This window comes from Nitrincola sp., assembly GCF_048264025.1.
Classification (GTDB): Bacteria; Pseudomonadota; Gammaproteobacteria; order Pseudomonadales; family Balneatricaceae; genus Nitrincola.
Window position 1 is genome coordinate 55,717 of sequence record NZ_JBLXDN010000002.1, and the last position, 22,425, is coordinate 78,141.

General features: G+C 51.9%; 26 protein-coding genes. 16 read left to right on the forward strand and 10 right to left on the reverse strand.

The window, feature by feature from the left end:
* Complete coding sequence (locus ACN0R1_RS02380; protein WP_417579549.1) at nucleotides 1-804, forward strand: class I SAM-dependent methyltransferase; 804 nt, start codon at nucleotides 1-3, stop codon at nucleotides 802-804.
* 1 nt (nucleotide 805) lies between these two features.
* Here ACN0R1_RS02380 and ACN0R1_RS02385 read toward each other — a convergent pair whose 3' ends face one another.
* Nucleotides 806-3,070, reverse strand: coding sequence for a 1-acyl-sn-glycerol-3-phosphate acyltransferase (locus tag ACN0R1_RS02385; RefSeq protein WP_417579551.1), 2,265 nt, complete (start codon nucleotides 3,068-3,070; stop codon nucleotides 806-808).
* Between the two features lie 7 nt (nucleotides 3,071-3,077).
* Nucleotides 3,078-3,284, reverse strand: coding sequence for a SlyX family protein (locus tag ACN0R1_RS02390; protein ID WP_417579553.1), 207 nt, complete (start codon nucleotides 3,282-3,284; stop codon nucleotides 3,078-3,080).
* 208 nt (nucleotides 3,285-3,492) lie between these two features.
* Here ACN0R1_RS02390 and ACN0R1_RS02395 point away from each other — a divergent pair, with 208 nt between their 5' ends.
* Nucleotides 3,493-3,942: a cold-shock protein gene (locus ACN0R1_RS02395; RefSeq protein WP_417579555.1), complete on the forward strand. Its 450-nt coding sequence runs from the start codon at nucleotides 3,493-3,495 to the stop codon at nucleotides 3,940-3,942.
* 69 nt (nucleotides 3,943-4,011) lie between these two features.
* On the opposite strand, the gene ACN0R1_RS02400 is transcribed toward ACN0R1_RS02395, so the two are convergent.
* Entirely contained in the window at nucleotides 4,012-4,833 is an 822-nt protein-coding gene (locus ACN0R1_RS02400; RefSeq protein ID WP_417579557.1) for a M48 family metallopeptidase, read from the reverse strand.
* 194 nt (nucleotides 4,834-5,027) lie between these two features.
* On the opposite strand from ACN0R1_RS02400, the gene ACN0R1_RS02405 reads away from it, so the two are divergent.
* The 9 genes from ACN0R1_RS02405 to dnaB all read left to right on the forward strand — a co-directional run bounded on the left by ACN0R1_RS02405 (nucleotide 5,028) and on the right by dnaB (nucleotide 11,580).
* Entirely contained in the window at nucleotides 5,028-5,624 is a 597-nt protein-coding gene (locus tag ACN0R1_RS02405; protein WP_417579559.1) for an anthranilate synthase component II, read from the forward strand.
* A 16-nt stretch (nucleotides 5,625-5,640) separates the two neighbouring features.
* Complete coding sequence (gene trpD / locus ACN0R1_RS02410) at nucleotides 5,641-6,684, forward strand: anthranilate phosphoribosyltransferase (protein ID WP_417579561.1); 1,044 nt, start codon at nucleotides 5,641-5,643, stop codon at nucleotides 6,682-6,684.
* Nucleotides 6,681-7,490 carry an indole-3-glycerol phosphate synthase TrpC gene (trpC, locus tag ACN0R1_RS02415; protein ID WP_417579563.1) on the forward strand — a complete coding sequence of 270 codons (810 nt, stop codon included), beginning with the start codon at nucleotides 6,681-6,683 and terminating at the stop codon, nucleotides 7,488-7,490. The genes trpD and trpC overlap by 4 nt, the downstream gene beginning before the upstream one ends.
* A gap of 29 nt (nucleotides 7,491-7,519) precedes the next feature.
* A complete protein-coding gene (locus ACN0R1_RS02420) occupies nucleotides 7,520-7,918 on the forward strand; it encodes an OsmC family protein (RefSeq protein WP_417579565.1) in 399 nt (132 codons plus the stop codon).
* Nucleotides 7,919-8,037: 119 nt separating this feature from the next.
* Nucleotides 8,038-8,460 carry a 30S ribosomal protein S6 gene (rpsF, locus tag ACN0R1_RS02425; protein WP_417579567.1) on the forward strand — a complete coding sequence of 141 codons (423 nt, stop codon included), beginning with the start codon at nucleotides 8,038-8,040 and terminating at the stop codon, nucleotides 8,458-8,460.
* 23 nt (nucleotides 8,461-8,483) lie between these two features.
* A complete protein-coding gene (rpsR, locus tag ACN0R1_RS02430) occupies nucleotides 8,484-8,711 on the forward strand; it encodes a 30S ribosomal protein S18 (RefSeq protein WP_036547161.1) in 228 nt (75 codons plus the stop codon).
* 18 nt (nucleotides 8,712-8,729) lie between these two features.
* Nucleotides 8,730-9,584 carry a hypothetical protein gene (locus ACN0R1_RS02435; protein WP_417579569.1) on the forward strand — a complete coding sequence of 285 codons (855 nt, stop codon included), beginning with the start codon at nucleotides 8,730-8,732 and terminating at the stop codon, nucleotides 9,582-9,584.
* A 37-nt stretch (nucleotides 9,585-9,621) separates the two neighbouring features.
* Complete coding sequence (gene rplI / locus ACN0R1_RS02440; RefSeq protein WP_417579571.1) at nucleotides 9,622-10,068, forward strand: 50S ribosomal protein L9; 447 nt, start codon at nucleotides 9,622-9,624, stop codon at nucleotides 10,066-10,068.
* A 126-nt stretch (nucleotides 10,069-10,194) separates the two neighbouring features.
* A complete protein-coding gene (gene dnaB, locus ACN0R1_RS02445; RefSeq protein ID WP_417579573.1) occupies nucleotides 10,195-11,580 on the forward strand; it encodes a replicative DNA helicase in 1,386 nt (461 codons plus the stop codon).
* A gap of 2 nt (nucleotides 11,581-11,582) precedes the next feature.
* Here dnaB and ACN0R1_RS02450 read toward each other — a convergent pair whose 3' ends face one another.
* The 3 genes from ACN0R1_RS02450 to tsaA are packed head-to-tail and all read right to left on the reverse strand — an operon-like array spanning nucleotide 11,583 to nucleotide 14,099.
* On the reverse strand, nucleotides 11,583-12,014 hold the full coding sequence (locus tag ACN0R1_RS02450; protein WP_417579575.1) for an acyl-CoA thioesterase: 432 nt from the start codon (nucleotides 12,012-12,014) through the stop codon (nucleotides 11,583-11,585).
* 49 nt (nucleotides 12,015-12,063) lie between these two features.
* Nucleotides 12,064-13,359 (reverse strand): adenosylmethionine--8-amino-7-oxononanoate transaminase, encoded by a 1,296-nt coding sequence (gene bioA, locus ACN0R1_RS02455; RefSeq protein WP_417579577.1) that lies wholly within the window; start codon nucleotides 13,357-13,359, stop codon nucleotides 12,064-12,066.
* Nucleotides 13,360-13,394: 35 nt separating this feature from the next.
* Entirely contained in the window at nucleotides 13,395-14,099 is a 705-nt protein-coding gene (gene tsaA / locus ACN0R1_RS02460) for a tRNA (N6-threonylcarbamoyladenosine(37)-N6)-methyltransferase TrmO (RefSeq protein WP_417579579.1), read from the reverse strand.
* 183 nt (nucleotides 14,100-14,282) lie between these two features.
* On the opposite strand from tsaA, the gene ACN0R1_RS02465 reads away from it, so the two are divergent.
* Entirely contained in the window at nucleotides 14,283-14,843 is a 561-nt protein-coding gene (locus ACN0R1_RS02465; RefSeq protein WP_417579581.1) for a TIGR00730 family Rossman fold protein, read from the forward strand.
* A 25-nt stretch (nucleotides 14,844-14,868) separates the two neighbouring features.
* Here the strand turns inward: ACN0R1_RS02465 and ACN0R1_RS02470 are convergent, their stop codons facing one another.
* Both ACN0R1_RS02470 and ACN0R1_RS02475 read right to left on the reverse strand, forming a co-directional pair.
* Complete coding sequence (locus ACN0R1_RS02470) at nucleotides 14,869-15,417, reverse strand: DUF3087 family protein (RefSeq protein WP_417579583.1); 549 nt, start codon at nucleotides 15,415-15,417, stop codon at nucleotides 14,869-14,871.
* A 445-nt stretch (nucleotides 15,418-15,862) separates the two neighbouring features.
* Nucleotides 15,863-16,927: a tartrate dehydrogenase gene (locus ACN0R1_RS02475; protein ID WP_417579585.1), complete on the reverse strand. Its 1,065-nt coding sequence runs from the start codon at nucleotides 16,925-16,927 to the stop codon at nucleotides 15,863-15,865.
* An 88-nt stretch (nucleotides 16,928-17,015) separates the two neighbouring features.
* On the opposite strand from ACN0R1_RS02475, the gene ACN0R1_RS02480 reads away from it, so the two are divergent.
* The 4 genes from ACN0R1_RS02480 (at nucleotide 17,016) to ACN0R1_RS02495 (ending at nucleotide 19,744) form a co-directional block, all read left to right on the forward strand.
* A complete protein-coding gene (locus ACN0R1_RS02480) occupies nucleotides 17,016-17,927 on the forward strand; it encodes a LysR substrate-binding domain-containing protein (protein ID WP_417579587.1) in 912 nt (303 codons plus the stop codon).
* Between the two features lie 138 nt (nucleotides 17,928-18,065).
* Entirely contained in the window at nucleotides 18,066-18,305 is a 240-nt protein-coding gene (locus ACN0R1_RS02485; RefSeq protein WP_417579589.1) for a prenyltransferase, read from the forward strand.
* Between the two features lie 91 nt (nucleotides 18,306-18,396).
* The gene (locus tag ACN0R1_RS02490) at nucleotides 18,397-19,440 is read left to right on the forward strand and encodes an alpha/beta hydrolase family esterase (RefSeq protein ID WP_417579591.1); all 1,044 of its coding nucleotides are present in this window, start codon (nucleotides 18,397-18,399) and stop codon (nucleotides 19,438-19,440) included.
* 148 nt (nucleotides 19,441-19,588) lie between these two features.
* Nucleotides 19,589-19,744 (forward strand): DUF3096 domain-containing protein, encoded by a 156-nt coding sequence (locus tag ACN0R1_RS02495; RefSeq protein ID WP_417579593.1) that lies wholly within the window; start codon nucleotides 19,589-19,591, stop codon nucleotides 19,742-19,744.
* Between the two features lie 54 nt (nucleotides 19,745-19,798).
* Here ACN0R1_RS02495 and ACN0R1_RS02500 read toward each other — a convergent pair whose 3' ends face one another.
* Complete coding sequence (locus ACN0R1_RS02500; protein WP_417579595.1) at nucleotides 19,799-21,646, reverse strand: ABC transporter ATP-binding protein; 1,848 nt, start codon at nucleotides 21,644-21,646, stop codon at nucleotides 19,799-19,801.
* Between the two features lie 72 nt (nucleotides 21,647-21,718).
* The gene (locus ACN0R1_RS02505; protein ID WP_417579597.1) at nucleotides 21,719-22,423 is read right to left on the reverse strand and encodes a ComF family protein; all 705 of its coding nucleotides are present in this window, start codon (nucleotides 22,421-22,423) and stop codon (nucleotides 21,719-21,721) included.
* Nucleotides 22,424-22,425: the final 2 nt, after the last annotated feature.

Consider the following 22,425-nt stretch of genomic DNA (forward strand, 5'->3'; position numbering starts at 1 on the left):
GTGCAATCAGAACAAGCCTTGCTGGCCTGTGGCTGGCAGGAGTCTGCTTTTGCTGCCAGAGCCGAGCTTCTGGCAGCTCAGCTTAAGGTGCCAGTGGTTCAGCTAGTGTCTTTGCAGGATCTGCCTTTTGCTTACTTGTTGCTCTGTGATGCGTCGGGCCTTGCATTGCAAATGTGTGGCAAAAAACCACCAGGGCCGGTACGGGCTGATTTTGTCAGTGGGGCTGTGGCTCATCGCCGTCAGTTCGGGGGCGGGCAGGGGCAAATGATTGCCAAAGCCTGTGGTCTCGCAAAAGGTATCCGACCGAGTGTGGCTGATGTCACTGCCGGTTTAGGGCGTGATGCGTTTGTGTTGGCAAGTCTTGGCTGTCAGGTGCAGCTGGTTGAACGTTCTGCGCTGGTGCATCTGTTGCTGGAAGACGGGCTGGTGCGTGCAGCTGAGCATTATGAGCTGAAAGAGATCATCTCACGCATGGCTTTAGTGCATGCAGATGCCCTTGACTGGTTACAGCAACAGGCGTCTTTATCCGAGTCTATGCGCCCACAGGTTGTTTATCTGGATCCTATGTTTCCGCATCGGGATAAGACCGCACTAGTCAAGAAAGAGATGCTGTTGTTCAGGGATTTAGTCGGTGATGATGCCGATGCGGATGGGTTGCTGGAAGCCGCCTTGGCGGTGGCGCAATGCCGTGTCGTGGTGAAACGCCCACGTAAAGCACCTTGTCTGTTGCAGCGTGAGCCTGCCTTTCGTCTGGAAGGGAAAAGCAGTCGCTACGATGTCTATAGTTTGAAAAAACTTTTCTGAATCAAGCCCCTTTTAGCCAGTTATCTGCTTTGGTTACCAGACTGTCCGGTAGTAGTTTTTTACCCAGTCGTATCAGGCTGCTGAGCTGCTGAGCCGGTCTTAATTCATTCGGCTCTCCCAATATCAAGCCTTGACTGAGCAGCTGTGTCGTGATGTCTTCAAATACCCGTTGGTCGGCATACTCTGGTGCCGCATAGCCATATTCCTGATGCAAGTGCAGCGCCAGCTCACGGGTGGTTTCCATCAGCTCTGTCTCGGTGGTTTGCTGCAGTTGAACAAGCACTCGGATGAGTAAGTACTGACGTAACAGTACCGGCTCGGCCAAGCGTATCAGGTGTGCGCTCAGAGGAGGTGGCGCCTCATCTTCGATCGACATCAACTGCTGTTGAATTAGATTTTCCCTGGCTTTACGGATCAGTAGCAGATCCTGATCCTGCTGCGGATCGGGTAAGCTCAGTTCTGCACGGATGTAAGGATAAAGTGCTCTGATCAAACGGGTTTGCGTGCTGGTACCAGATCGGCATAAGCGGCGCTGAAAAAGCAACACAAGGCCGGGTAAAATTAATTTGTGCATCAGCATGTTACGGTAAAACGTGAGTTCAGCGGCCTGTTCGGGCGACAGGGAAACAGCATTCTGTCCTCGGGTGATCTGTTTGCGTTGAACGGCGGCTTTAATCCAGTCTCTAGGAAGGTTGTTTGGTAGGCTTGCACCATTCTGTTGAAGCAGTCTGCCGAGTTCCTCCAGCCGCATCAGCAGCTCGGCTTCACGCATTTGCTGCCCGGGTGCGGAAAGTAGCAGGCTGGCGATGAGTGATATTTGTGATGGCATAAACGCTGCGTTGATGCGTTCCATCACTTGTTGACCCAGGTGGTTGACCTGTTGATCCAGCGGGGTGTCAGGGTGTTGTTCAAGCTTGATTGGCTGCGCAAAGCTGATGCTGACTTCACCATAGCGCTGAAACAGAATGCGCAGTGATTTAAGCGTGCTCAGAAGGTTTTCTCGAACTTTACCTGCACCTGACAGCTCGCGCTGATAGCTGCGCCCCTCGACTAGTCGGTCGTAGCTGATGGAGACCGGAATCAGTGCCATGGGGCGAGCAGTATCCTGTGACCAGGCTTCCAGGGTCATTTTTAATAGTCCGGTTTTGGGTGAAAGTAAGCGTCCGCTTCGGCTCCGGCCTCCTTCAATGAAATATTCTATGCTATGTCCGCGGTGCATCATCAGCATCATGTAGCGCCTGAACACAGTGGTGTAGAGCGGATCATCACGAAAGCGTCGGCGCATGAATATCGCGCCACCACGACGCAGTAAATTACCAATAAACGGCATGTCCAGATTGTCGCCCGCAACAACATGAGGCACCATCAGGCCATGACGGTAAAGCAACCAGGACAGCAGTATGTAGTCAAGATGGCTGCGGTGACAGGGCAGATAGACTAGGTTATGGGTCAGCGCCAGTTGTTGAATCTGTTCAGTTCCCTGAATATTAATGCGGCTGAACAGGCGGCCCAGCAAAAAACTGATCAGGCGATTGAGAACTCTGGCGGTGGGTGGGTTAAAGTCAGCCATGATTTTGCTGAGGACGTCAGCCAGTTGTCGTTCCATTTTCTGTGGCGAGATGCCCTGGCGCAAGGCGGCGTCGGTAATGGCCAAGCCAACGTCCGGTGCGTCAAGTACTTGTTGCATCAGGGTGCGGCGGTGTGACAGATCCGGACCAAGAATAGCCTGTCGACAGCGTTGAAAATGCGTTCGTAATACCCAGACTGCCCGTCGGGCGACTTCAGTGTCACTGATACCGGGTTTAATCAAATCGTTCAGTACCAGCGGTTCATCAATACGGATCAGGGTAGAGCGGCCATTGAGCAAGAGTTTAAATAGGCGCAGCGCGCTGCCGCTACTGGCCCAGCTTTCAGATAGGGATGCACGGAGCATCGGTTTGTCGTTAGTCGGCATGTGGCCTGCTAGTACCATGATCGGTTGCAGGCGAATGTCACGGTCAGGCTCATTACGTTGCAAGGCTGCGAGGTTTTCGATCTGCTGACGAAGGGCTTCGGGATTCTGATTGTCGACAGCTGTGAGTTGCTCTGCACGGTAGTTACTGTGCAGTTTTCTGAAGCGGTTTTCCAGTATCAATCTGTCTGCTGTAAAGGGTTTCTCCAGTACGTAGATAGTATCTGGATGCTGGCTCAAGGTGCCGCTGCCAGTTACCCTGTCACGGATTAATAACTTCAGTAGTAAGCGGTAGGCTGTGGTGCTGATTGTCATGTTGAACTCAATAGTGCGGTGGTGGCTGGTTATCTTCACCCAGCGGATTGCCGTCACTGAGTTCTCTGATCCGTTGGCTGAGATGATGAATCATGCGTGACATTTTTTCCAGATCCAGCTCTTGTCTTGCCAGTGCATTGCTGAGCTGATCAATGGCCTCTTCCTGAAAGGCGACACGAGCTTCCAGGTTGTGTAGCGGCGTTGAATCTGACATGGTATGGCTCTCCTGTGTCAGGGATGGCTGGGCTAATATTGTACTAAGTCTGACATCTTATGTATAACGCATTGAAAAAAAGCGCAAAATAATATATATCTTGTTCGTTTGGCGGTTTAAGGAAGTTTTGTCAGAAAAGAGGGAATCTTGCCCTGACCGCTTGATGAATATAATTAATCTGTTGTGAAAAGTGAAAGAGATAAGATAAATGAGTGGTAATCAATTGATAAAAACGATCATTTTTGCTGTTATTGTCGCAGCCGGTGCCGGTCTTGCACAGGCGTATTCAGGTAATCTGTGGGTTGTTACTGCGGTTGCTTTTGTGTTGACACTGATTGCTGGCTTTGTACTGAGTGCATCTGTCAGTCTGGCGTCTGTTTCTCAATCTGCTCGTCCGGCCAATGCCCAGCTGGATGATGAGGAAGACGACTATATCAGTGAGAATGATGACCGTGAAGCAGGTAGTGTTAAGTGGTTTAATGTGTCTAAAGGCTTTGGTTTCATTACCCGTGAAAATGGTGATGATGTCTTCGTACATTTTAGAAATATCCGCGGACGGGGTCATCGTTCATTGAATGAAGGTCAGCGAGTGAGGTTCTATGTGCGTCAAAGTGATAAGGGCCTGCAGGCTGAAGACGTATCCATTTTGCGTGACTGATGTACCTGTACTCGCTTCGTAGTTAAAACGACCGCCCTTGAGGCGGTCGTTTTGCTTGTTGCGGGCGATTTAGGGTGCCGAGCAGCGGGGTTTTCGACCTTGGCGTAAGGCGGCTTCATAGGTTTGCAGAGCCGTTGGCATGGCATTCTGCAAAGTGCGAATGCGGGTGGCGTGCCCTGGATGGGTAGATAAAAACTCGACTGGGCTACCGCTGGCATTGGTGCGCATATTTTCCCATAGTGCGATGCTTTCACGTGGATCAAATCCGGCTTTGGCCATCAAATCCAGCCCGATCAGGTCGGCTTCGGTCTCATGTTGGCGGGAAAAAGGCAGTAAAATGCCCACTTGGGCCCCCAGTCCCAGTGCGGCCATAATGCGCTCGTCCGAACCATCTTGAGTCGCTAACGCCGCGCTGGCTAGTGACAGTCCCATTTGCGTGGCCAGCGTTGAGCTGGCACGTTCATTACCATGCCTAGCCTGAACGTGAGCAATTTCGTGGCCAATAACCGAGGCGAGTCTGGCAGGGGTGTCTGCTATCTTGAGCATGCCACGGTAGACGCCAATTTTCTGGCCAGGCAGGGCAAAGGCATTAGGGCTGTCATCGTCAAATACTACGACTTCCCAGTTACCAGGTGTGCCGCTGACAGCAAACAGCGAATTTGAAACACATTGCACATAGTTCTGTGTTGCTGGATGGCGATAAATTTTTTCCTCTTGCTTCATTTGCTGAAAGTTGGCCTGTCCGATGCTAGCCATCTGCTGCTCACTGAACATGGTGAATTGTGAGCGACCAGTGGGTGATGTTGTGCAGCCGCCTAACAGCAATAGCAACAAAAGTGTGATGTAAAAATTGGCCTGACGATATAAGGCACGAGGGCGTGTTGCTGACATAAGAAGGTCCTGCTCAGTATAAGAAGAAATTGCTATAATAAATTATCAATAAGTTAGCTGACTGTAACATGAACCAGCGGCTGTAAAAGTGGGTAAAGGGTTTCGGTGTTGCAGCATTTGCACTATTCTAGCGTGTTTGGGTGCAGGCAGCGCTGTATTCGGCGTTTTGTAGATGGTGGGCTGATGGTGCAAGCATGCTGCTGGTGATTGATAATTATGACAGTTTTACCTGGAATCTGGTGCGCTATTTGCGTGAATTAGGTCAGGTAGTAGAGGTTGTGCGTAATGATAAAATTACCCTGGCCGGTATTGAAGATCGTTCACCTGATTACCTGTTGATTTCACCGGGTCCCTGTACACCAACTGAAGCCGGTATTTCAGTGGCGGCTATAGAGCACTTTGCTGGTCGGATACCAGTGCTGGGGGTTTGTCTTGGGCATCAGAGTATTGGTCAAGCCTTTGGTGGACGAGTAATACGGGCGCGGCAGGTGATGCATGGTAAAACGTCGTTTGTTTATCATGCCGGTCAAGGGATGTTTCGCGGGTTACCGAATCCATTCCAGGTTGCTCGTTACCATTCGTTGGTATTGGACCCGGATTGTCTGCCAGCGTGTCTGAAAGTGACCGCCTGGACGCAACATGATGACGGGCGGATTGATGAAATCATGGCAGTTAGACATAGCAATCTGGCTATTGAAGGGGTGCAGTTTCACCCGGAGGCCATTTTGACGCAGCAAGGGCACGCACTACTGGCTAATTTTTTGCAGCAGCCTGTTGCTGCTGTTTCCTGACAGGAGAGATTGAAGAATGCATATACAAGAAGCGCTGAGCTGGGTAGTAGAACACTTGGATCTTAGCCGTGCGCAGATGGTGGATGTCATGCGTCAGATCATGACCGGTCAGTGCAATGAAGCGCAAATGGGGGCCTTTTTGGTAGCCTTGCGGATGAAAAGTGAGTCGATTGATGAAATTGCCGGCGCGGCGCAGGTGATGCGTGAACTGGCGACGCCGGTCAAGGCTCAATCGCAGAACCTGGTAGATATCGTCGGTACCGGCGGTGACGGTGCTAACCTGTTTAATATTTCTTCTGCGTCTGCCTTCGTGGCTTCGGCGGCTGGCATTGGTGTTGCCAAGCATGGCAATCGTGCCGTTTCCTCTAGTAGTGGCAGTGCTGATGTGTTGGAAGCCGCTGGTATTAATCTTAATCTGGATGCGGTTCAGGTCGCGGCCTGTATAGATCAGGTCGGTGTAGGTTTTATGTTTGCGCCAGCTCATCATGGGGCGATGCGCCATGCCATAGGTGTACGTAAGGCCTTGGGTATCCGCACGATCTTCAACATTCTCGGGCCTATGACCAATCCGGCCGGTGTTAAGCGCTTGGTTATTGGCGTGTTCAGTAAGCCCTTGTGCCGCCCGATGGCGGAAGTGATGCAGCAGTTGGGTGCTGAGCGGGTGATGGTGGTGCATGCTGATGATGGTTTGGACGAGATCAGCCTGGCTACAGCAACACATGTGGCTGAATTGAAAGATGGGTTTATAACCGAGTACAGCATTACACCAGAAAAGCTTGGCGTTAATAGTCAGAGTCTGATCGGGCTGGAAGTGGAAACGGCCCTGGATTCGTTGAACCTGATACGTGCGGCTTTTTCCGGTGATACGGCCCCCATGGCTGAAAAAGCGCGGTCGATTATTGCATTAAATGCCGGTGCCGCCATCTGGCTGGCCGGGGAAGCTGAGTCTCATAAAGCGGGTGTTGCCAGAGCGATGGAGCTCATGTTGAATGGCAGTGCCTTGAAGAAAATGGAAGCGCTGGCGCATTTTAGTCAGCAGTATGTTAAGGCTGATTCATGAACGCGACGCCTACTATTTTAAAAAAAATCATAGCCCGTAAACATGAAGAAGTTACGGAGCGACTAGCGCAGGTTTCCATTGCGCAATTGCAAGCGCGTATAGATGCGCAGCGCGGCAGCGAAACCGATCCACGTGGTTTTGTTGCAGCGTTGGAAGCGGCTATTGCGCAGGGGCGTGCGGCAATTATAGCGGAAGCTAAGAAGGCCAGCCCATCCAAGGGTGTTATCCGCGAAAATTTTGATCCGGCTGAAATTGCCCGCAGTTATGCAGCGGCCGGTGCCAGTTGCTTGTCGGTGCTGACGGATCAAGACTTTTTTATGGGCTCGGACCGTAATTTGCAGCTGGCACGCGCGGCTTGTAGCTTACCGGTAATCCGCAAGGATTTTATCGTTGATCCTTATCAGATCTATGAAGCCCGAGCGCTGGGTGCTGATTGTATTCTGTTAATCGTCGCCGCATTGAGTGATGTGCAACTGGCCGAGTTGTCAGAACTGACGCAGCAGTTGGGAATGGATGTGCTGGTTGAAGTGCATGGGGCTGACGAGTTGCAGCGAGCTCTGCCGTTGAACACCCGGCTGCTAGGTATTAATAACCGTGATCTGCACAGCTTTGAGGTGTCACTGAATAATACCTTTGATTTGCTGGCTAGTATTCCGGCGGATCGTTTAGTCGTCACTGAAAGTGGTATCAATACACCTGATGATGTGGCGCAAATGCGTGAGCGTGGCGTACAAGGCTTTCTGGTTGGAGAGGCGTTTATGCGTGCCACCGATCCAGGCGAAAAACTACGGGCGCTGTTTGATTGAGCAGGCCGACTTAAGAGGATAAGTGACCAATGAAAGCCAGTATACAATGGGATGGTGAGCTGCGTTTTAAAGCTACCAGTGGTAGTGGTTTTGAGGTAATGATCGATGCAGATCAGCAGCAGGGCCCGCGTCCGATGGAGCTGATACTGCTTGGGCTGGGCGGTTGCACCAGCTATGATGTGGTGCAGATTCTGAAAAAATCTCGCCAGCAGGTTACTGACTGTCGTGCTGAAATTACCTCAGAACGCGCTGATACTGTGCCGGCCGTGTTCACTAAAATTCATGTGCATTTTGTGGTGACGGGTGAAAATTTAAAGCCGACACAGGTGGAGCGCGCGGTACGTCTGTCCGCTGAACAGTATTGCTCAGCGTCACTGATGCTGGAACGCGGTGGTGTGGAGATTACACATAGTTACGAAATAGCCTAAGCACGGGATTGTGGTTGCGTCAATAGACGCGTATAATTCTGACTCCGTTTTATTTGTTCAACTCCTTGCTTTCAATCATATGAAATGATCTGGGGGCTGCAAAACCGTAAGGAGCAAAAATGCGTCATTATGAAATCGTATTTCTGGTTCATCCGAATCAGAGCGAGCAGGTTCCTGCTATGCTGGAACGCTACAAAAACTTGATCGAAGGTTCTGAAGGCACGATTCATCGCCTTGAAGACTGGGGTCGTCGTCAGATGGCTTACCCGATCAACAATGCTCATAAAGCCCACTATGTTCTGATGAACATCGAATGCAACCAGGAAACCCTGGATGAGCTGGAAAGTCTGTTCCGTTACAACGATGCTGTGCTGAGAAGCATGATTCTGCGTTGTAAGGAAGCCGTAACTGAAGTTTCTCCTGTCAAGGCAGCTGAGTCACGCGAAGAGCGTAAGCCTCGCCGTGAAGAGCGCTCTGAGCGTCAGCCTCGTGAAGATGACGAGTCAGCTGATGAAACAGAGCAGGAAACTGCTGAAGATTAATTTGAATTAACAGGAGAAAGGAAATGGCACGTTTTTTCCGTCGTCGCAAGTTCTGTCGTTTCACCGCAGAAGGCGTCTCTCAGATCGATTACAAAGATCTGGAAACTCTGAAAGCTTATATTACTGAAACCGGTAAAATTGTACCTAGCCGCATCACTGGCACTAAAGCACGTTACCAGCGTCAGCTGGCAACCGCTATCAAGCGTGCCCGTTACATTGCGCTGCTGCCGTACACTGACGGTCACGAGTAAGTTGCGGAGGTAACCGTCGTGCGAGCCCTGGCAGAAACGCTAATGAAGGGTCGCAGTCAGGCGGTCATGGTGGTACTTGTTGCTGCTATGTTGCCTCTGCTTTACTGGGTCAGTGCAGCGGGGGTTGCTCTGATAACCCTGCGTAAGGGTGTATCAGAGGGTGTAAAACTATTGATTTGGGCATTATTGCCGGGTTTTTTCTGGATGTTATCCGGAGATCCCTCGGCCCTAGTGGTCATATCTGGGACATATTTATTGGCTGTTTTACTGAGACAGACAAGGTCCTGGCAAAAAGTACTACTGGTACTACTGCCGATTGGCGTAGTGACCAGCGTTGTTCTGGATGCCGGATTGGGCAATTTGTTAGATCAGATTGCCGTTGCTGTTCAGGAGATGGTTAGCGAGCGCCGTGCGTCAAATGCATCGGTCATGCAGGCTTGGTCGGATATAGATATTCGTACCTTGTTGCTGGGTGTGGTTAGTGCCTTTCAGACGGCCACTATGCTGGGGTGTCTGATGTTGGCGCGAAGCTGGCAGGCTGCCTTGTTTAATCCGGGTGGTTTTCGGCAGGAGTTTCACCAGTTGAGACTACCGTCGGCTGCTGCGATTGCACTGGTTGCGCTGCTGTTGTCCGGGCAGATTACCGGAATGGATATGTCGCGCTGGTTTACACTGCTGCTGTTACCCTTGTTGGTAGCAGGCATTGCACTGATACATGGACTGGTTTCTAAGCGGGGGCTGAACACTAGCTGGCTGGCAGCATTTTATCTGTCGCTGATTTTTGTCGGTCCCTATATGGTTACATTGTTGGTGATTCTTGCGCTGCTAGATTCGTTGATGAATCTTCGGGCAAGGCTGCCAGCAAAGAATTAAGATACTGCAACTACTGCAGAAAAAAGAGGTTTACGAGATGGAAGTTATTCTGCTCGAAAATATTGGCAAGTTAGGCAAGCTGGGTGACAAAGTAGCTGTAAAAGCAGGCTACGGACGTAACTTCCTGGTGCCTCAGGGTAAAGCGGTTGCTGCTACGGCTGCAAACGTAACTAAGTTTGAAGAGCGCCGTGCTGAACTGGAAGCTGCGGCGGCTGCTAAGCTGGCTGAAGCACAGGAACGTGGTGAAACGCTGAATGAAGCACACCTGACCATGGTTAGCAAAGCCGGTGAAGAAGGCAAGCTGTTCGGTTCTATCGGAACGCGTGACATTGCTGATGCACTGACTGAAACGGGTCATGCGGTTGATAAAAGCGAAGTGCGTCTGCCGGAAGGTACGATCCGTCATCTTGGCGAATACGCCGTTGATCTGCAGCTTCACCCAGAAGTCACTGTCACCATTACCCTGACAGTTGCCGCTGAGTAATCCTGCACACTGAATGCCTGTCTGGTTTATCCAGACAGGCGTTTCTGCCTTAGTTCGCTGTACCCGCGAATCCAATCCAGCTAAAATGCAGCCTTGTTTTCACCGCCTACCGGTATAGATAAGACTATGGATTTTGCTGAACAGCACCAGGACGCTCTCGTCCAGGCTAAAACCCCACCTTTTTCGCTAGAAGCCGAGCAGTCTGTGCTGGGTGGCTTGATGCTGGATAATCAGGCATGGGATAGCGTTTCCGAAATTCTTGTCGACAGCCACTTTTATCGTTCCGAGCACCGCATGCTGTTCCGGATGCTGCAAAAACTGGTCGATGACAGTCGTCCATTCGATGTAGTCACCCTGTCAGAAGAGCTGGATCGTGGTGGCGAGCTGGAGCGTGCAGGTGGTTTAGAGTATCTGGTCGAACTGGCGCGTAATACACCCAGTACCAGCAATATTCGTGCTTATGCTGAAATAGTGCGTGATCGGGCCCTGTTGCGTCAGATGATCCATGTGGCCAATGAAATTGCCGACAGCGCTTTTCAGCCCCAGGGCCGGGCTTCTGATGAGATTCTCAACGAAGCTGAGCAGAAAATCTTTCAAATTGCTGAAAATCGCCCGAATCAAAGTGGTCCGGAACCGATTAACCCCCTGCTCAAGCGTGCAGTTGAACGTATTGACCACCTGTTCAATAATGCCGACGCTTTGACGGGCGTCACCACTGGATTTGATGAACTGGATACCCGTACTGGCGGGTTGCAAAAGTCAGATCTGATCATTGTAGCGGCCAGACCCTCCATGGGTAAAACCACCTTTGCCATGAATCTGGTTGAAAATGCGCTGATGGGCACGCAGCGACCTGTGCTGGTATTCAGCCTTGAGATGCCCGCCGATCAGCTGGTTACACGTATGTTGTCATCGCTGGGTAAAATTGATCAGACGCGTGTACGTAACGGGCAGTTGCTGGAAGAGGACTGGCCTAAGCTGACCACGGCGGTGAATATGCTCAAGGGCAAGCCGCTGTTTATTGATGACACAGCGGGAATCAGCCCGAATGAGATGCGTACCCGTGCTCGTCGCGTGTTTCGTGAACAGGGTGATCTGGGCATGATCATGGTCGATTACCTGCAATTGATGCAGATTAAGACAGGTAAATCAGAGGGGCGTACCGCTGAAATCTCCGAAATCTCCCGCTCACTCAAAGCGCTGGCAAAAGAGATGGAGTGCCCGGTCGTAGCGCTGTCACAGCTGAACCGAAGCCTGGAAAACCGTCCCAATAAACGCCCGGTTAACTCCGATCTGAGGGAATCCGGCGCGATCGAGCAGGATGCTGACGTCATCATGTTCATCTACCGGGATGAAGTCTATAACGAAGACAGTCCCGAGAAGGGCGTGGCCGAAATCATCATTGGTAAACAGCGTAATGGACCTATAGGGACCTCGCGCCTAGCCTTTATCGGTAAGTACACCCGCTTTGAAAACCTCAGTCACATCCATTATGATTATGGTGATGACTAAGCTCAGGTCTCTTTCAGCATACGGTCTTTGAAGGCTTCTGGCACAGGTACTACTTTGCGCGCCTGATAGTCGAAAAAGACAATGCCGGTTTTGGCATGGGCTATTTCTTTGGCATTTTTCTTGTTAGCCAGCAGATAGTAGAGATCACAGCCATATTTGTTGAAGTCGGCTACCGCTATGTTGACCTGCAAAACATCGCCGTGAAAGCCTTCCGCTTTATAGACAATAGCTGAATCGGTCATGATGATGCCAAAGCCTTCAATGTCGAGTTCGGAATACTGATACTGGTTTAAAAAACGGATACGGGCTTCGTGAATAATCGAGAGCATGGCGTCGTTGCTTAAATGACCGCCGTAATTGATATCACTGATACGCACGGGTATCTCTGTGGTGAACAGATAGTTCTCAGGCATGTCTATTTTAATGCGTGGCATGATATGTCCTTCAGAGTTCTATAAAACTACACTATTTAATCTGGCTATATTATAGCTCACTCACTACCTGAATGATGGCACTACACAGCTGTTTCAGATCGGCATTATCCATGATGTAGGGAGGCATGACATACACCAGTTTACCAAAGGGGCGTACCCAGACACCCCGCTCAACAAACCGCGGCTGTACAGTTTGCATATCAACCGCTGAGTGGAGCTCAATCACACCTATACCACCCAGGCAGCGAACCTCAGCGACCGAATCAAACTCAGCTGCGGGGGCTAGTCCCTGGCGCAAACCCTGCTCAAGGCGTTGAATAGTGGCTTGCCAGTCCTGCTCTAGCAGCAGGTCGATTGATTCACAGGCCACCGCGCAGGCCAGTGGGTTGGCCATAAAGGTGGGGCCGTGCATAAAGCAACCGGCACCGCCGTTAGAAATGGTTTCGGCCACGTGACGGTTGGTCAGTGTGGCGGCCAGCGTCATATACCCGCCAGTCAACGCCTTGCCCAGGCAGAGAATATCGGGGCTGATATCAGCATGTTGGCAGGCAAACAGCTCGCCGGTCCGGCCAAAACCTGTGGCTATCTCATCGGCAATCAACAGCAGATCATAGTGATCACAGAGGGCTCTGGCTTTTTGCAAATACTCGGCGGAATAAAAACGCATGCCGCCGGCACCCTGCACAATCGGCTCGAGTATCAGCGCCGCCGCCTGATCATGTTGTTGCGCTAATGTCTGCTCCAGCGCGTATAGATCTTCAGCATACAGGGGCTGGCCAAAGGGGGTTTGCGGGGCGGGTAAAAAGATCTGTTGTGCCAGTGCGCCACTGAACAACTGGTGCATACCCGTGACCGGATCGCAAACCGACATGGCAGCAAAGGTGTCACCATGATAACCACGGCGCAGGCTGATAATGCGTTGCTTGTGTGCCGCTCCGCGTGCCTGCTGGTATTGCAATGCCATCTTGATGGCTACTTCCACACTGACTGAGCCGGAGTCGGCAAAAAACACCTTCTCCAGTCCCGCTGGGGTGATCTCAGCCAGTCGTCGCGCCAGCTCCACGGCGGGTTGATGCGTCAGTCCGCCAAACATCACATGCGCCATGCAGTCAATCTGACTCTTTGCTGCCAGATTCAGTTGGGGATGGTTATAGCCATGAATCACCGACCACCAGGAAGCCATGCCATCAATCAGTTCGCGACCATCACTTAGCTGAAGCCTGACACCTGAGGCAGAACTGACGGCATACACCTGTGTGGGTTGGGTCATGGATGAGTAAGGGTGCCAGATATGCTCGCGGTCATAGTCGAGGAGTTGTTTCTGTGTGACTGATGTCAGGGGCATGGGGGCTCCGTGGATGCTGGTAAGTGGTGCCTAGCTTAAGCAGTGACCGGTAGGATGTCGATAACATGGATCACTGAATCACTCACAGACCAGTGCAGGTTCAGGTCATGCAAGCGCATGCCGTAGATGCGCTCACTGTCAGTTTGATAGGCAGGTCGAGGGTCGCAGCGCAACAGTTCAGTGATTTGTTCCTGCAGCGGCTCACCCTGAGCTTGCTGATACTGCTGGCAGAACAGCTCGGCCTGTGGCGAAAAAATAACCGGCAGCGCCAGGGGCTCTGGCTTGCTGCCGAGTGAAAAGTGGGCCTCAGGCAGGCTGTCGGCATAGGGCAAATAAGGCTTGATATCCAGTACCGGTGTGCCATCGAGCAGATCGGCATCGGCCACTTCCAGTATCAGCTCATCACCTTCGCGGGTGATACCTACGAGCCGGGCCACTGAAAGGCCGATAGGATTGGGGCGAAAGGTGGAGCGGCTGGCAAATACGCCAAGGCGTTTGTTACCTCCCAACCGTGGTGGACGCACGGTGGCATGCCAACCCTGATTCTGTGTGGCACTGAATACAAAGATAATCCAGATATGGCTGCAGTCGGTTAACCCTTTGGTGGTATCCGGGTGATTATAGGGCGCATGCAGGTGGATGCGGGTGCGAAGTGACTGCGTCAGGCCGGGTTGTCTGGGGATGCCAAACTTTTCCTTGAACGGGCTGTGAACATAACCGATCGCATCGAACTGAAACACCGGGTATATCTCCTGCAGGCTGGTGATGGGGTGATAGCTGGCAGGATGATAACCGGCTTGCTGCCGAGAGACAAAGTCTGTGTTGATTTCAACTGAACCACATGCTTAGATAATTCGCCATTGGGTAGGCTGGCCAAAGCCGGAGACCCATACCAGTTTGTATGAAGCTAAAGGGATGAGTTTATGAAAATTGCGGTATTTTGCGGCTCCAGTGCAGGCCTTGATCCAGTCTATACCCAGGCAGCCAGAGCGCTGGGGCAGTATTTTGCTGAGCGGCAGATTGCGTTGGTTTATGGTGGCGGTAAAGTCGGTTTGATGGGCGTTATTGCTGACACCGTCATGGATGCCGGTGGGCAGGTGTATGGTGTTATTCCGGTATCGCTGCAATCCAAAGAGTTGGCGCATCCTGGTTTAACAGAACTATTTGTTGTCGCCGATATGCATGAGCGCAAGGCTAAAATGGCACAACTGGCAGATGCCTTCGTTGCCATGCCGGGTGGGGCAGGAACACTGGAAGAAATTTTCGAATCCTGGACCTGGGCGCAACTGGGGTATCACACCAAACCCTGCGCTTTTTACAATGTGAACGGCTTTTATGATCCGCTGCTGCAGATGGTAACCAACATGACAGAGGCCGGTTTTCTGAAGCCTGTGCATGCCAATATGCTGATTCGGGCTGATCAGCCCGAAGCACTGCTGCAGGCGTTAGAGCAGTATCAGCCGCCGCAACATAAATGGTCCTAGCAGCTGAGGAATAAAACCTTTGAATCTAACGGGTCTGTTGTTTTGCTGAGTGTTTCGCTGAGTCTATCCAGGTTGAATCAAAGCGGATCTGTTGAGGATCCAGTTCAAGCGCCTCAATTTTCAGCAATAGCTTTTGGACCGGTTTCTGCAATTCACTAACACCGCCGTCATTGCCTTCTAATTGATGCATCTGCATCAGGCCAAGATGGTAGAAGCGTAGTAGCTTGATGGCGGTGATGTCGTTCTGTTCAACACCCGTTTCGACATGGTGCATAATGTTGGTGATGCGCATCAAGCAGCGTTTGAGTTTCCAGCCATACACAGATGCATTCATCCAGGGTTTATACCAGAGAACCTGCTTGAAAATCAGCGTTGTGAGTATAAACCCCGCCAATACACCGGCAACATTCCAGACAAAGTTATTGCCGTCTGGCTGGCCGAAGAGCGACACGCTCAAGGTTGACAGCCCCATCGCCAGAACCACAAAAATTACGATCAGAATCAGGGTGTTTTTTCGGGTTTCTTTGCGATAGTTGTCTGGATCGCGCTGCTCCAGCTCAAAAATATCTGACATTCTGGTCTCCTGTTTATTGTTCCTGATGCTCTGGTGGTATGACCCAGCATGCGCATGAGTAGATTGCAGACAAGATTAACATTTTTTTTGTGGTGCAAACCCTTATTTCAGTGTTTTTTGTAAGGGATTTGGCTTGTTAAGTTAGTGCCATGCTGGGGTGGTGCCATCGCTTTGGTGGGACACGCTTTTCGTCATCCTGACCGCTCGGCTGCCGCCAGACGGTCCCACCAAAACGATACCAACACCCCGCCTACAGTCCTGTGCCAAACCAACTTTACGCAGGCACCCAAGTTGATGGGGGCTGATGGGATCGGATGTGGCTGACCCAGTGCGCCATGGATGGCGCACTGGAGCCCCCAGGGATGGGTTTACGGCGTGTCAGCCAGGTCCGATGCCATTAGCCCAAGGCCGTGTGCCTATGAGCCCAAGTCACAGAACAGCATAATCAGATCAGTGCTGCAATCGCTTCGCCCATCTCGGTGGTACTGGCGGTACCACCTAAATCAGGTGTACGTGGTCCTTTGGCCAGGACCGTTTCGATGGCGTTGAGCATGGCATCATGGGCTTCGGTACAACCGAGGAAGTTAAGCATCAATGCGGCTGACCAGATCATGGCAACGGGGTTGGCAATATTCTGGCCATAGATATCCGGGGCTGAGCCGTGTACAGGTTCAAACAGGGAAGGGAAAAGGCCTTCAGGATTCAGGTTGGCTGAGGGCGCCAGGCCGATGGTGCCGGTGCAGGCTGGCCCCAGGTCTGACAGGATGTCGCCGAACAGGTTACTGGCGACTACGACATCAAAGCGGTCGGGTTGCAATACAAAGCGGGCAGACAGGATGTCGATATGCTGCTTGTCGACGTTAATGTCCGGGTAATGCGCTGCCATGGCATCGGCACGTTCATCCCACCAGGGCATGCTGATAGCAATGCCATTACTTTTGGTAGCGACGGTCAGGTGTTTTCTTGCACGGCTTTGGGCAAGCTCAAAGGCGTATTTCAGTACCCGGTCAGTTCCGTAGCGGGTAAATACGGATTCCTGTATCACCACCTCACGCTCTGTCCCTTCGAAAATGCGACCACCCAGATTGGTGTATTCACCTTCGGTGTTTTCACGCACCACGTAAAAATCGATATCACCGGCTTTACGACCGGCTAAAGGGCAGGGCACACCTTCAAAAAGACGCACCGGACGCAGATTAATGTATTGATCAAATTCACGGCGAAACTTCAGTAACGATCCCCAGAGTGAAATATGGTCTGGAACGGTTTCCGGCCAGCCTGCGGCACCGAACAGGATCGCATCCATACCAGAAAGTTGTGCCTTCCAGTCATCCGGCATCATCTGGCCATGTTGCTGATAATAGTCACAGCTGGCCCATTCAATAGGGGTGTAATTCAGGTTGATATTAAAGCGCTCAGCGGCCACTTGCAGGGCACGCAGCGCTTCGGGCATAACTTCCTTACCTATGCCGTCCCCAGCGATGACTGCAATATTGAATGACTGATTCATATTCGATTCTCCTAAGTTAATATGGCTATATTAATTGTGTACAAAATGAATACAATACCGTTTCAAGTTAACCTACTGTTTCCATATCATGCATAAAAGTCCATCGAATGATGATTTGCGGGTGTTTATACAAGTGGCTGAAAAAGCCAGTTTTGCCGCGGCGGCGGTCGATCTGGGTGTGTCAGTGGCTTATATCAGCAAGCGCATACGTAGCCTTGAATCGGCATTGAATACCCGTTTATTGCACCGTACAACACGTCGTGTGAGTGTGACAGAGCAAGGCGAAAAGGTGCTGCGTCGGGCTAAGCAGATCCTGGATGATATTGACCAGCTTTATGAAGAGGTCGCTCAGACACGTCAGACGCCTAGTGGGGTGCTGCGCATCAGTTCCAGCTTCGGCTTTGGTCGTCAGCAGGTTGCCCCGGCTTTGGCTGCCTTGACTGAGCTATACCCGGAATTAGCTGTGCGCTTGGAAGTGTTTGACCGTCTGATTGATGTGGCCGGCGAAGGTTTTGATCTGGATGTGCGCATTGGTGAAGAGATAGCCAGTCATCTGATCGCACGTAAGTTGGCAGATAACCGACGGCTGCTCTGCGCGGCCCCTGCCTATCTGGATGCGCGAGGAGAACCACAAACCCTGGCCGAGTTGACAGCACATGAGTGTCTGGTGATCAAAGAGCGGGACCACCCGTTTGGTTTGTGGCGCCTGGAGTCAGCGGGTGGCGAAAAGCAGATACGGGTACAGGGGCGTTTGTCATCCAATCATGGTGAAATTGCCTTGCAGTGGGCACTTCAGGGTAAGGGAATACTGCTGCGCTCGGCATGGGAGGTGGCGCCGTTGATCGAGGCTGGAAAGCTGCGACATATATTGCCGGAATACTGGCAAACGGCCAATGTCTGGGCCGTCTATCCGCAGCGCTTGGCTGACTCGGCCAAGGTACGTGCCTGTGTCGAGCACCTGCAACAGTGGTTTGCGCCCTTGCTGCCCTTATACAGGTAATTTTGCACACCCGTCACCCCGTGTGAATACCCGATATGTGTGGCAACGGACAGACGATATTGCCTCCATCCTGCATGCTTTGTTATCGCAGACAGTCGTCGCGACATGCTTCCCAAGTCTCCCCATCGAGGTATTATCATGAGCATCTTCAACCATCGTTCGATCAATTCATCGCGCAATCTACTGTTCGGCGTTGCTACCATTGCGGTGCTGCTCGGACTCGGTGGATGTGCTGGTATGTCGAACCAGGACAAAAATACAGCGGCCGGTGCCGGTATTGGCGCCGTTGGCGGTGCGGTATTGACTGGCGGCAGTGCGATCGGAACCGTGGGTGGTGCAGCCGTTGGTGGCATCATCGGTCGTGAAATCAGCAAGTAGCAGTCAAGCAGTCAGTCAGACTTGAGTCTGATCGACGGCCAATAGAGCGGGCCAGGCTCGTTCAGTTCGTTCAAGCACTGGAGTGCGAAATATGCCTAAACGTTATCGCGCACCAAGCTGGAACACGATCATGTCGCGTGGACTCTCGACGGCTACGAAAAAGGCGCTGCGCGCAGGAACCCGAGCAGTCAAGCGAGCGAGCACTCGCACAGTTACCCACACAGTTACCAAAGCGATCAAGCGGCGCGTGGACGCGAAAAAGCCACCACCAGGTGCGGGCCGCTGGATCCGCGGGCTTGCTGTAGGGACAGCTGGAGCGCGCCGCTTCAGAGTGTATCGTCCGCTAGGCATCCGCGCGAATGAGCGCGTGCCTCTGCTGGTTATGCTGCATGGCTGTGGCCAGGATGCCCGCAGCTTTGCGGTAAGTACTCGCATGAATCAAATTGCGGATCGTGAGCGCTTTCTGGTGCTTTACCCTGAACAGGATCGCCTGTCCAATGCACAGGGCTGCTGGAACTGGTTTGATACGACGGCTACCGGGCGTGCGTTTGGAGAAGTTGAGTTGATCATGAATGCAATTGATCAGGTCAACCTGCTTTATCCGGTAGATCCTGCTCGGGTTGCGGTAGCGGGCCTGTCTGCCGGGGCCAGCATGGCGGTGCTGCTGGTTTCGCGTCACCCGGAGCGCTTCAGGGCAGTGGCGATGCATTCCGGCATACCCACCGGCACTGCGCATTCCACGCTGACAGCCGTCGGTGCGATGCATGGATTCCTGGGGGCGGGACGTCTGGATGCCACGCCGACAGTCATGGCTAAGTCCTGGCCGTTCTTGCTGGTGATCCATGGCGATAGCGTGGTGGCTGCCAGTAATGGTCAGGCCGCAGTAAATGCCTGGGCCGAAGCCGCTGGCGCACGCACATGCGCGTCGCGCAATATACAGCGCGGCAAGCGCTACCCGATGACCGTAACGGACTTCAAGTGTGGTGTGAAAACGGTGGCGACGCTGGTTGGAATTGAGTCACTCGGGCATGCGTGGAGTGGCGGCTCTGCCAGTGGTGGTGATTTTAGTGACGCGCGGGGACCTGATGCGTCGCGCATGGTCTGGGCGTTTGTGGCAAGGCAGTTTCGTGCATGACCACCCAGTAGCTGCGGTTTGCGTTGGATGATCCTTGTTGTGCGGGGCTTGTGCTATAATGCATCCTGCCGTGTGCGACAACGCACAGAGCCTGGTTCGTTCAAGGCGTAGCCTGTGAAACGATCCAAATCAACTTAAAGGTATGCATATGAATATCCATCTAGCCCTTGCGCCACTGGTGTCCCTGATCGCCGGGATTCTCATTCTAGTCATGCCGCGTTTGCTCAACTACATCGTGGCTATCTATCTGATTGTCATTGGCTTGATTGGTATCTTCGGCGTGGGCAGCCTCAACTTCCGTTGAATGCTATGGCCAATGCTCCCTACAGCATTGGTCTAGACTCTAACCAATGCTGGGTTAGTCCAACCGATAACCCTTGGCCTGCAAATGAAACAACTCAGCGTAGCGTCCATTTTTTGCCAAGAGCGACGCATGATTACCCTGCTCAATAATTTCGCCATTGCGCAGTAGCAAAATGTTGTCAGCCATTCTGACCGTTGAAAAGCGATGTGAAATCAAAATTACCATGCGCTGCTTGGCATGGCTGCGAAAGTGCTCAAAAATTTTGGCCTCAGCTTCAGCATCCATAGCGGCCGTGGGTTCATCTAATACCAGTATGTCTGCTTTAGAGCGCATAAACGCACGTCCTAGAGCGATTTTTTGCCATTGGCCACCTGAGAGCTCCTGACCGCCCTTAAACCAGCGCCCCAATTGGGTATGGTATTGATCATTCAACTGGTTAATAAAAGGGTCTGCCAAACCGAGCCGGCCGGCTTCTTGCCAACGCTCTTCATTGTCGAATTCGGAAACATCACCCGCACCGAGGTTTTCACCTACCAGAAACTGGTAACGAACAAAATCCTGAAAAATCACCCCCACACGCTCTCTCAAGCTCTGTGGATCCCATTCATTTAAATCCAGTCCGTCCAGTAGGATACGACCTTCATCCGGATGGTAAAGGCGGGTCAGTAATTTGATCAGCGTGGTTTTCCCGGATCCATTTTCACCTACCAGGGCTAAGCTTTGGCCCGGTGGCAGGTGTAGGGATATGCGCTTGAGGGCCGGTTTATTAGCGCCAGGGTAGGTGAAACTGACGGCGTCGAAGCGAATGCCGTCATTCGGCAAGGGGCCGTGGTGCGCGCTACCAGATTCCGCTTCAACTGGTTGTTCCAGATACTCATAGAGATTGGACAGGTAGAGGTTGTCTTCATACATGCCACTGATGGCGGTCAAATTGGTGCTGATGGCCGTTTGACCCTGCTTGAATATGAGCAGGTACATGGTCATTTGCCCAAGGGTGATGACTCCCTGAATAGCCTCAACCACGATCCAGGCATAGGCGGCATAGAAAGCCAGTGTCCCCAACAGACCCAGGGCAAAACCCCAGAGATCACGGCGTATAATCAGCCGTTTTTCGGCACTGAACAAGGTGTTGAAAATGGCTTTGTAGCGATCCAGCAGCAGGGTGCCCAGTCCAAACAGCTTCACTTCTTTGATTGAGTCTTCGCGTGCCAACAGCGTTTCCAGATACATCTGCTTACGGAGTTCAGGAGAGCGCCAGCGCGACAGCTGAAACGCATCACCGGAAAATTTTGCTTCGGACATAAATACAGGTAGGGCGGCAATAAACAGCACCAGCAAAGCCCAGGGAGAAAACTGCACCAGCAATACTGCAAAACTGGCTAAAGCAATCGAGTTCTGAATCAGACTGAAGGTTTTATTGACCAAGGCCAGTGGACGGGTCGATGCTTCGCGTCTTGCTCGCGTTAATTTGTCGTAAAATTCTGAATCTTCAAATTGAGCTAATGATAATGTCTGTGCTTTTTCCAGAATCATCACATTGACACGTTGACCCATCAGTGCCTTCAGCAAGGATTGCTGAGCTGATAGACCACGTTGTGCTGCGGCCAGGATCGTAATGACCAGCCCTTCCAGTGCAACCAGTTGCATAATGGGCCAGTAATCAACCTCTCCCTGATGCTGATAGGTGCTGATTGCCGCGAGTACACCATCAACGATCAGTTGGCCCAGGTAAGCGGCCAGAGCAGGCATGACACCCGCGACCAGCGTCAACAGCATCAGCCCCCAGGTTAGTGCTCGCGAGGTGCTCCAGACCAGTTGTAAGGCCCGTTGGCTGTATTGAAATACCGACAGGAAGTCGCGCAGCTTGCTAGTGGATTTAGGCCAGTCAGGTTTTTCAGCCAAGTAGCTATCCTCAGGGTATGACAGCAAAATCATGAAATTGCATCCATATTACAGGATTATTCAGCGTAATTCTCAGTCCAGATCAGGCTCTGGCGTACGTGCCAGCACCCAAACCTGTACATGGCTTACCCCCTGGTTTTTTAATAAGCCTGCAATTTCATCAGCGGTAGCGCCGGTGGTCATGATGTCATCGATAAGTGCGACGCTTTGGGGTAATTCACCACGAATGCTGAAGGCACCTTTCAGATTGTTTCGTCTGGCAGATGCACTCAGTGTCATCTGTTTCACCCTCCGGTGTGCCTTACGAAGTTGTCCTGAATCACAGCGAATCTGTAGCTTTTGGCTTAACAGGTTGGCCAGTAATTCCGCCTGATTGAAACCTCGCAAGGCTTCATCAATGGGGTGCATGGGAACGGGCAAGAGTAGGTCTGGCCAGGTTTCACAGCGATCCTGAAGGTGGTGTGACAATAATTCGGCTAACCAACCCAGCGCCTGTATACGGCCATGATATTTGATTCCTGGCAGCAGACTGTTGATTGGAAAGCGGTATTCAAGCGGTGCTTCACAGCGGTCAAACCTGGGGATGGCTTGTTGGCAATGGCTGCAGGTCTGATCGGGAAAGGATCGAGGCAGGCCACACACGGGACAGCCCAGCAGCAGCCAGGGTAGATCGGCATGGCAGTCTTCACACAAGCCATTAATCTGAGCAGTTTGAAGTTGGCAAAGTGAACAGGTTTGTTTAAATAGTAATCTATAGTTAACTTTGTCGAAAAACATAA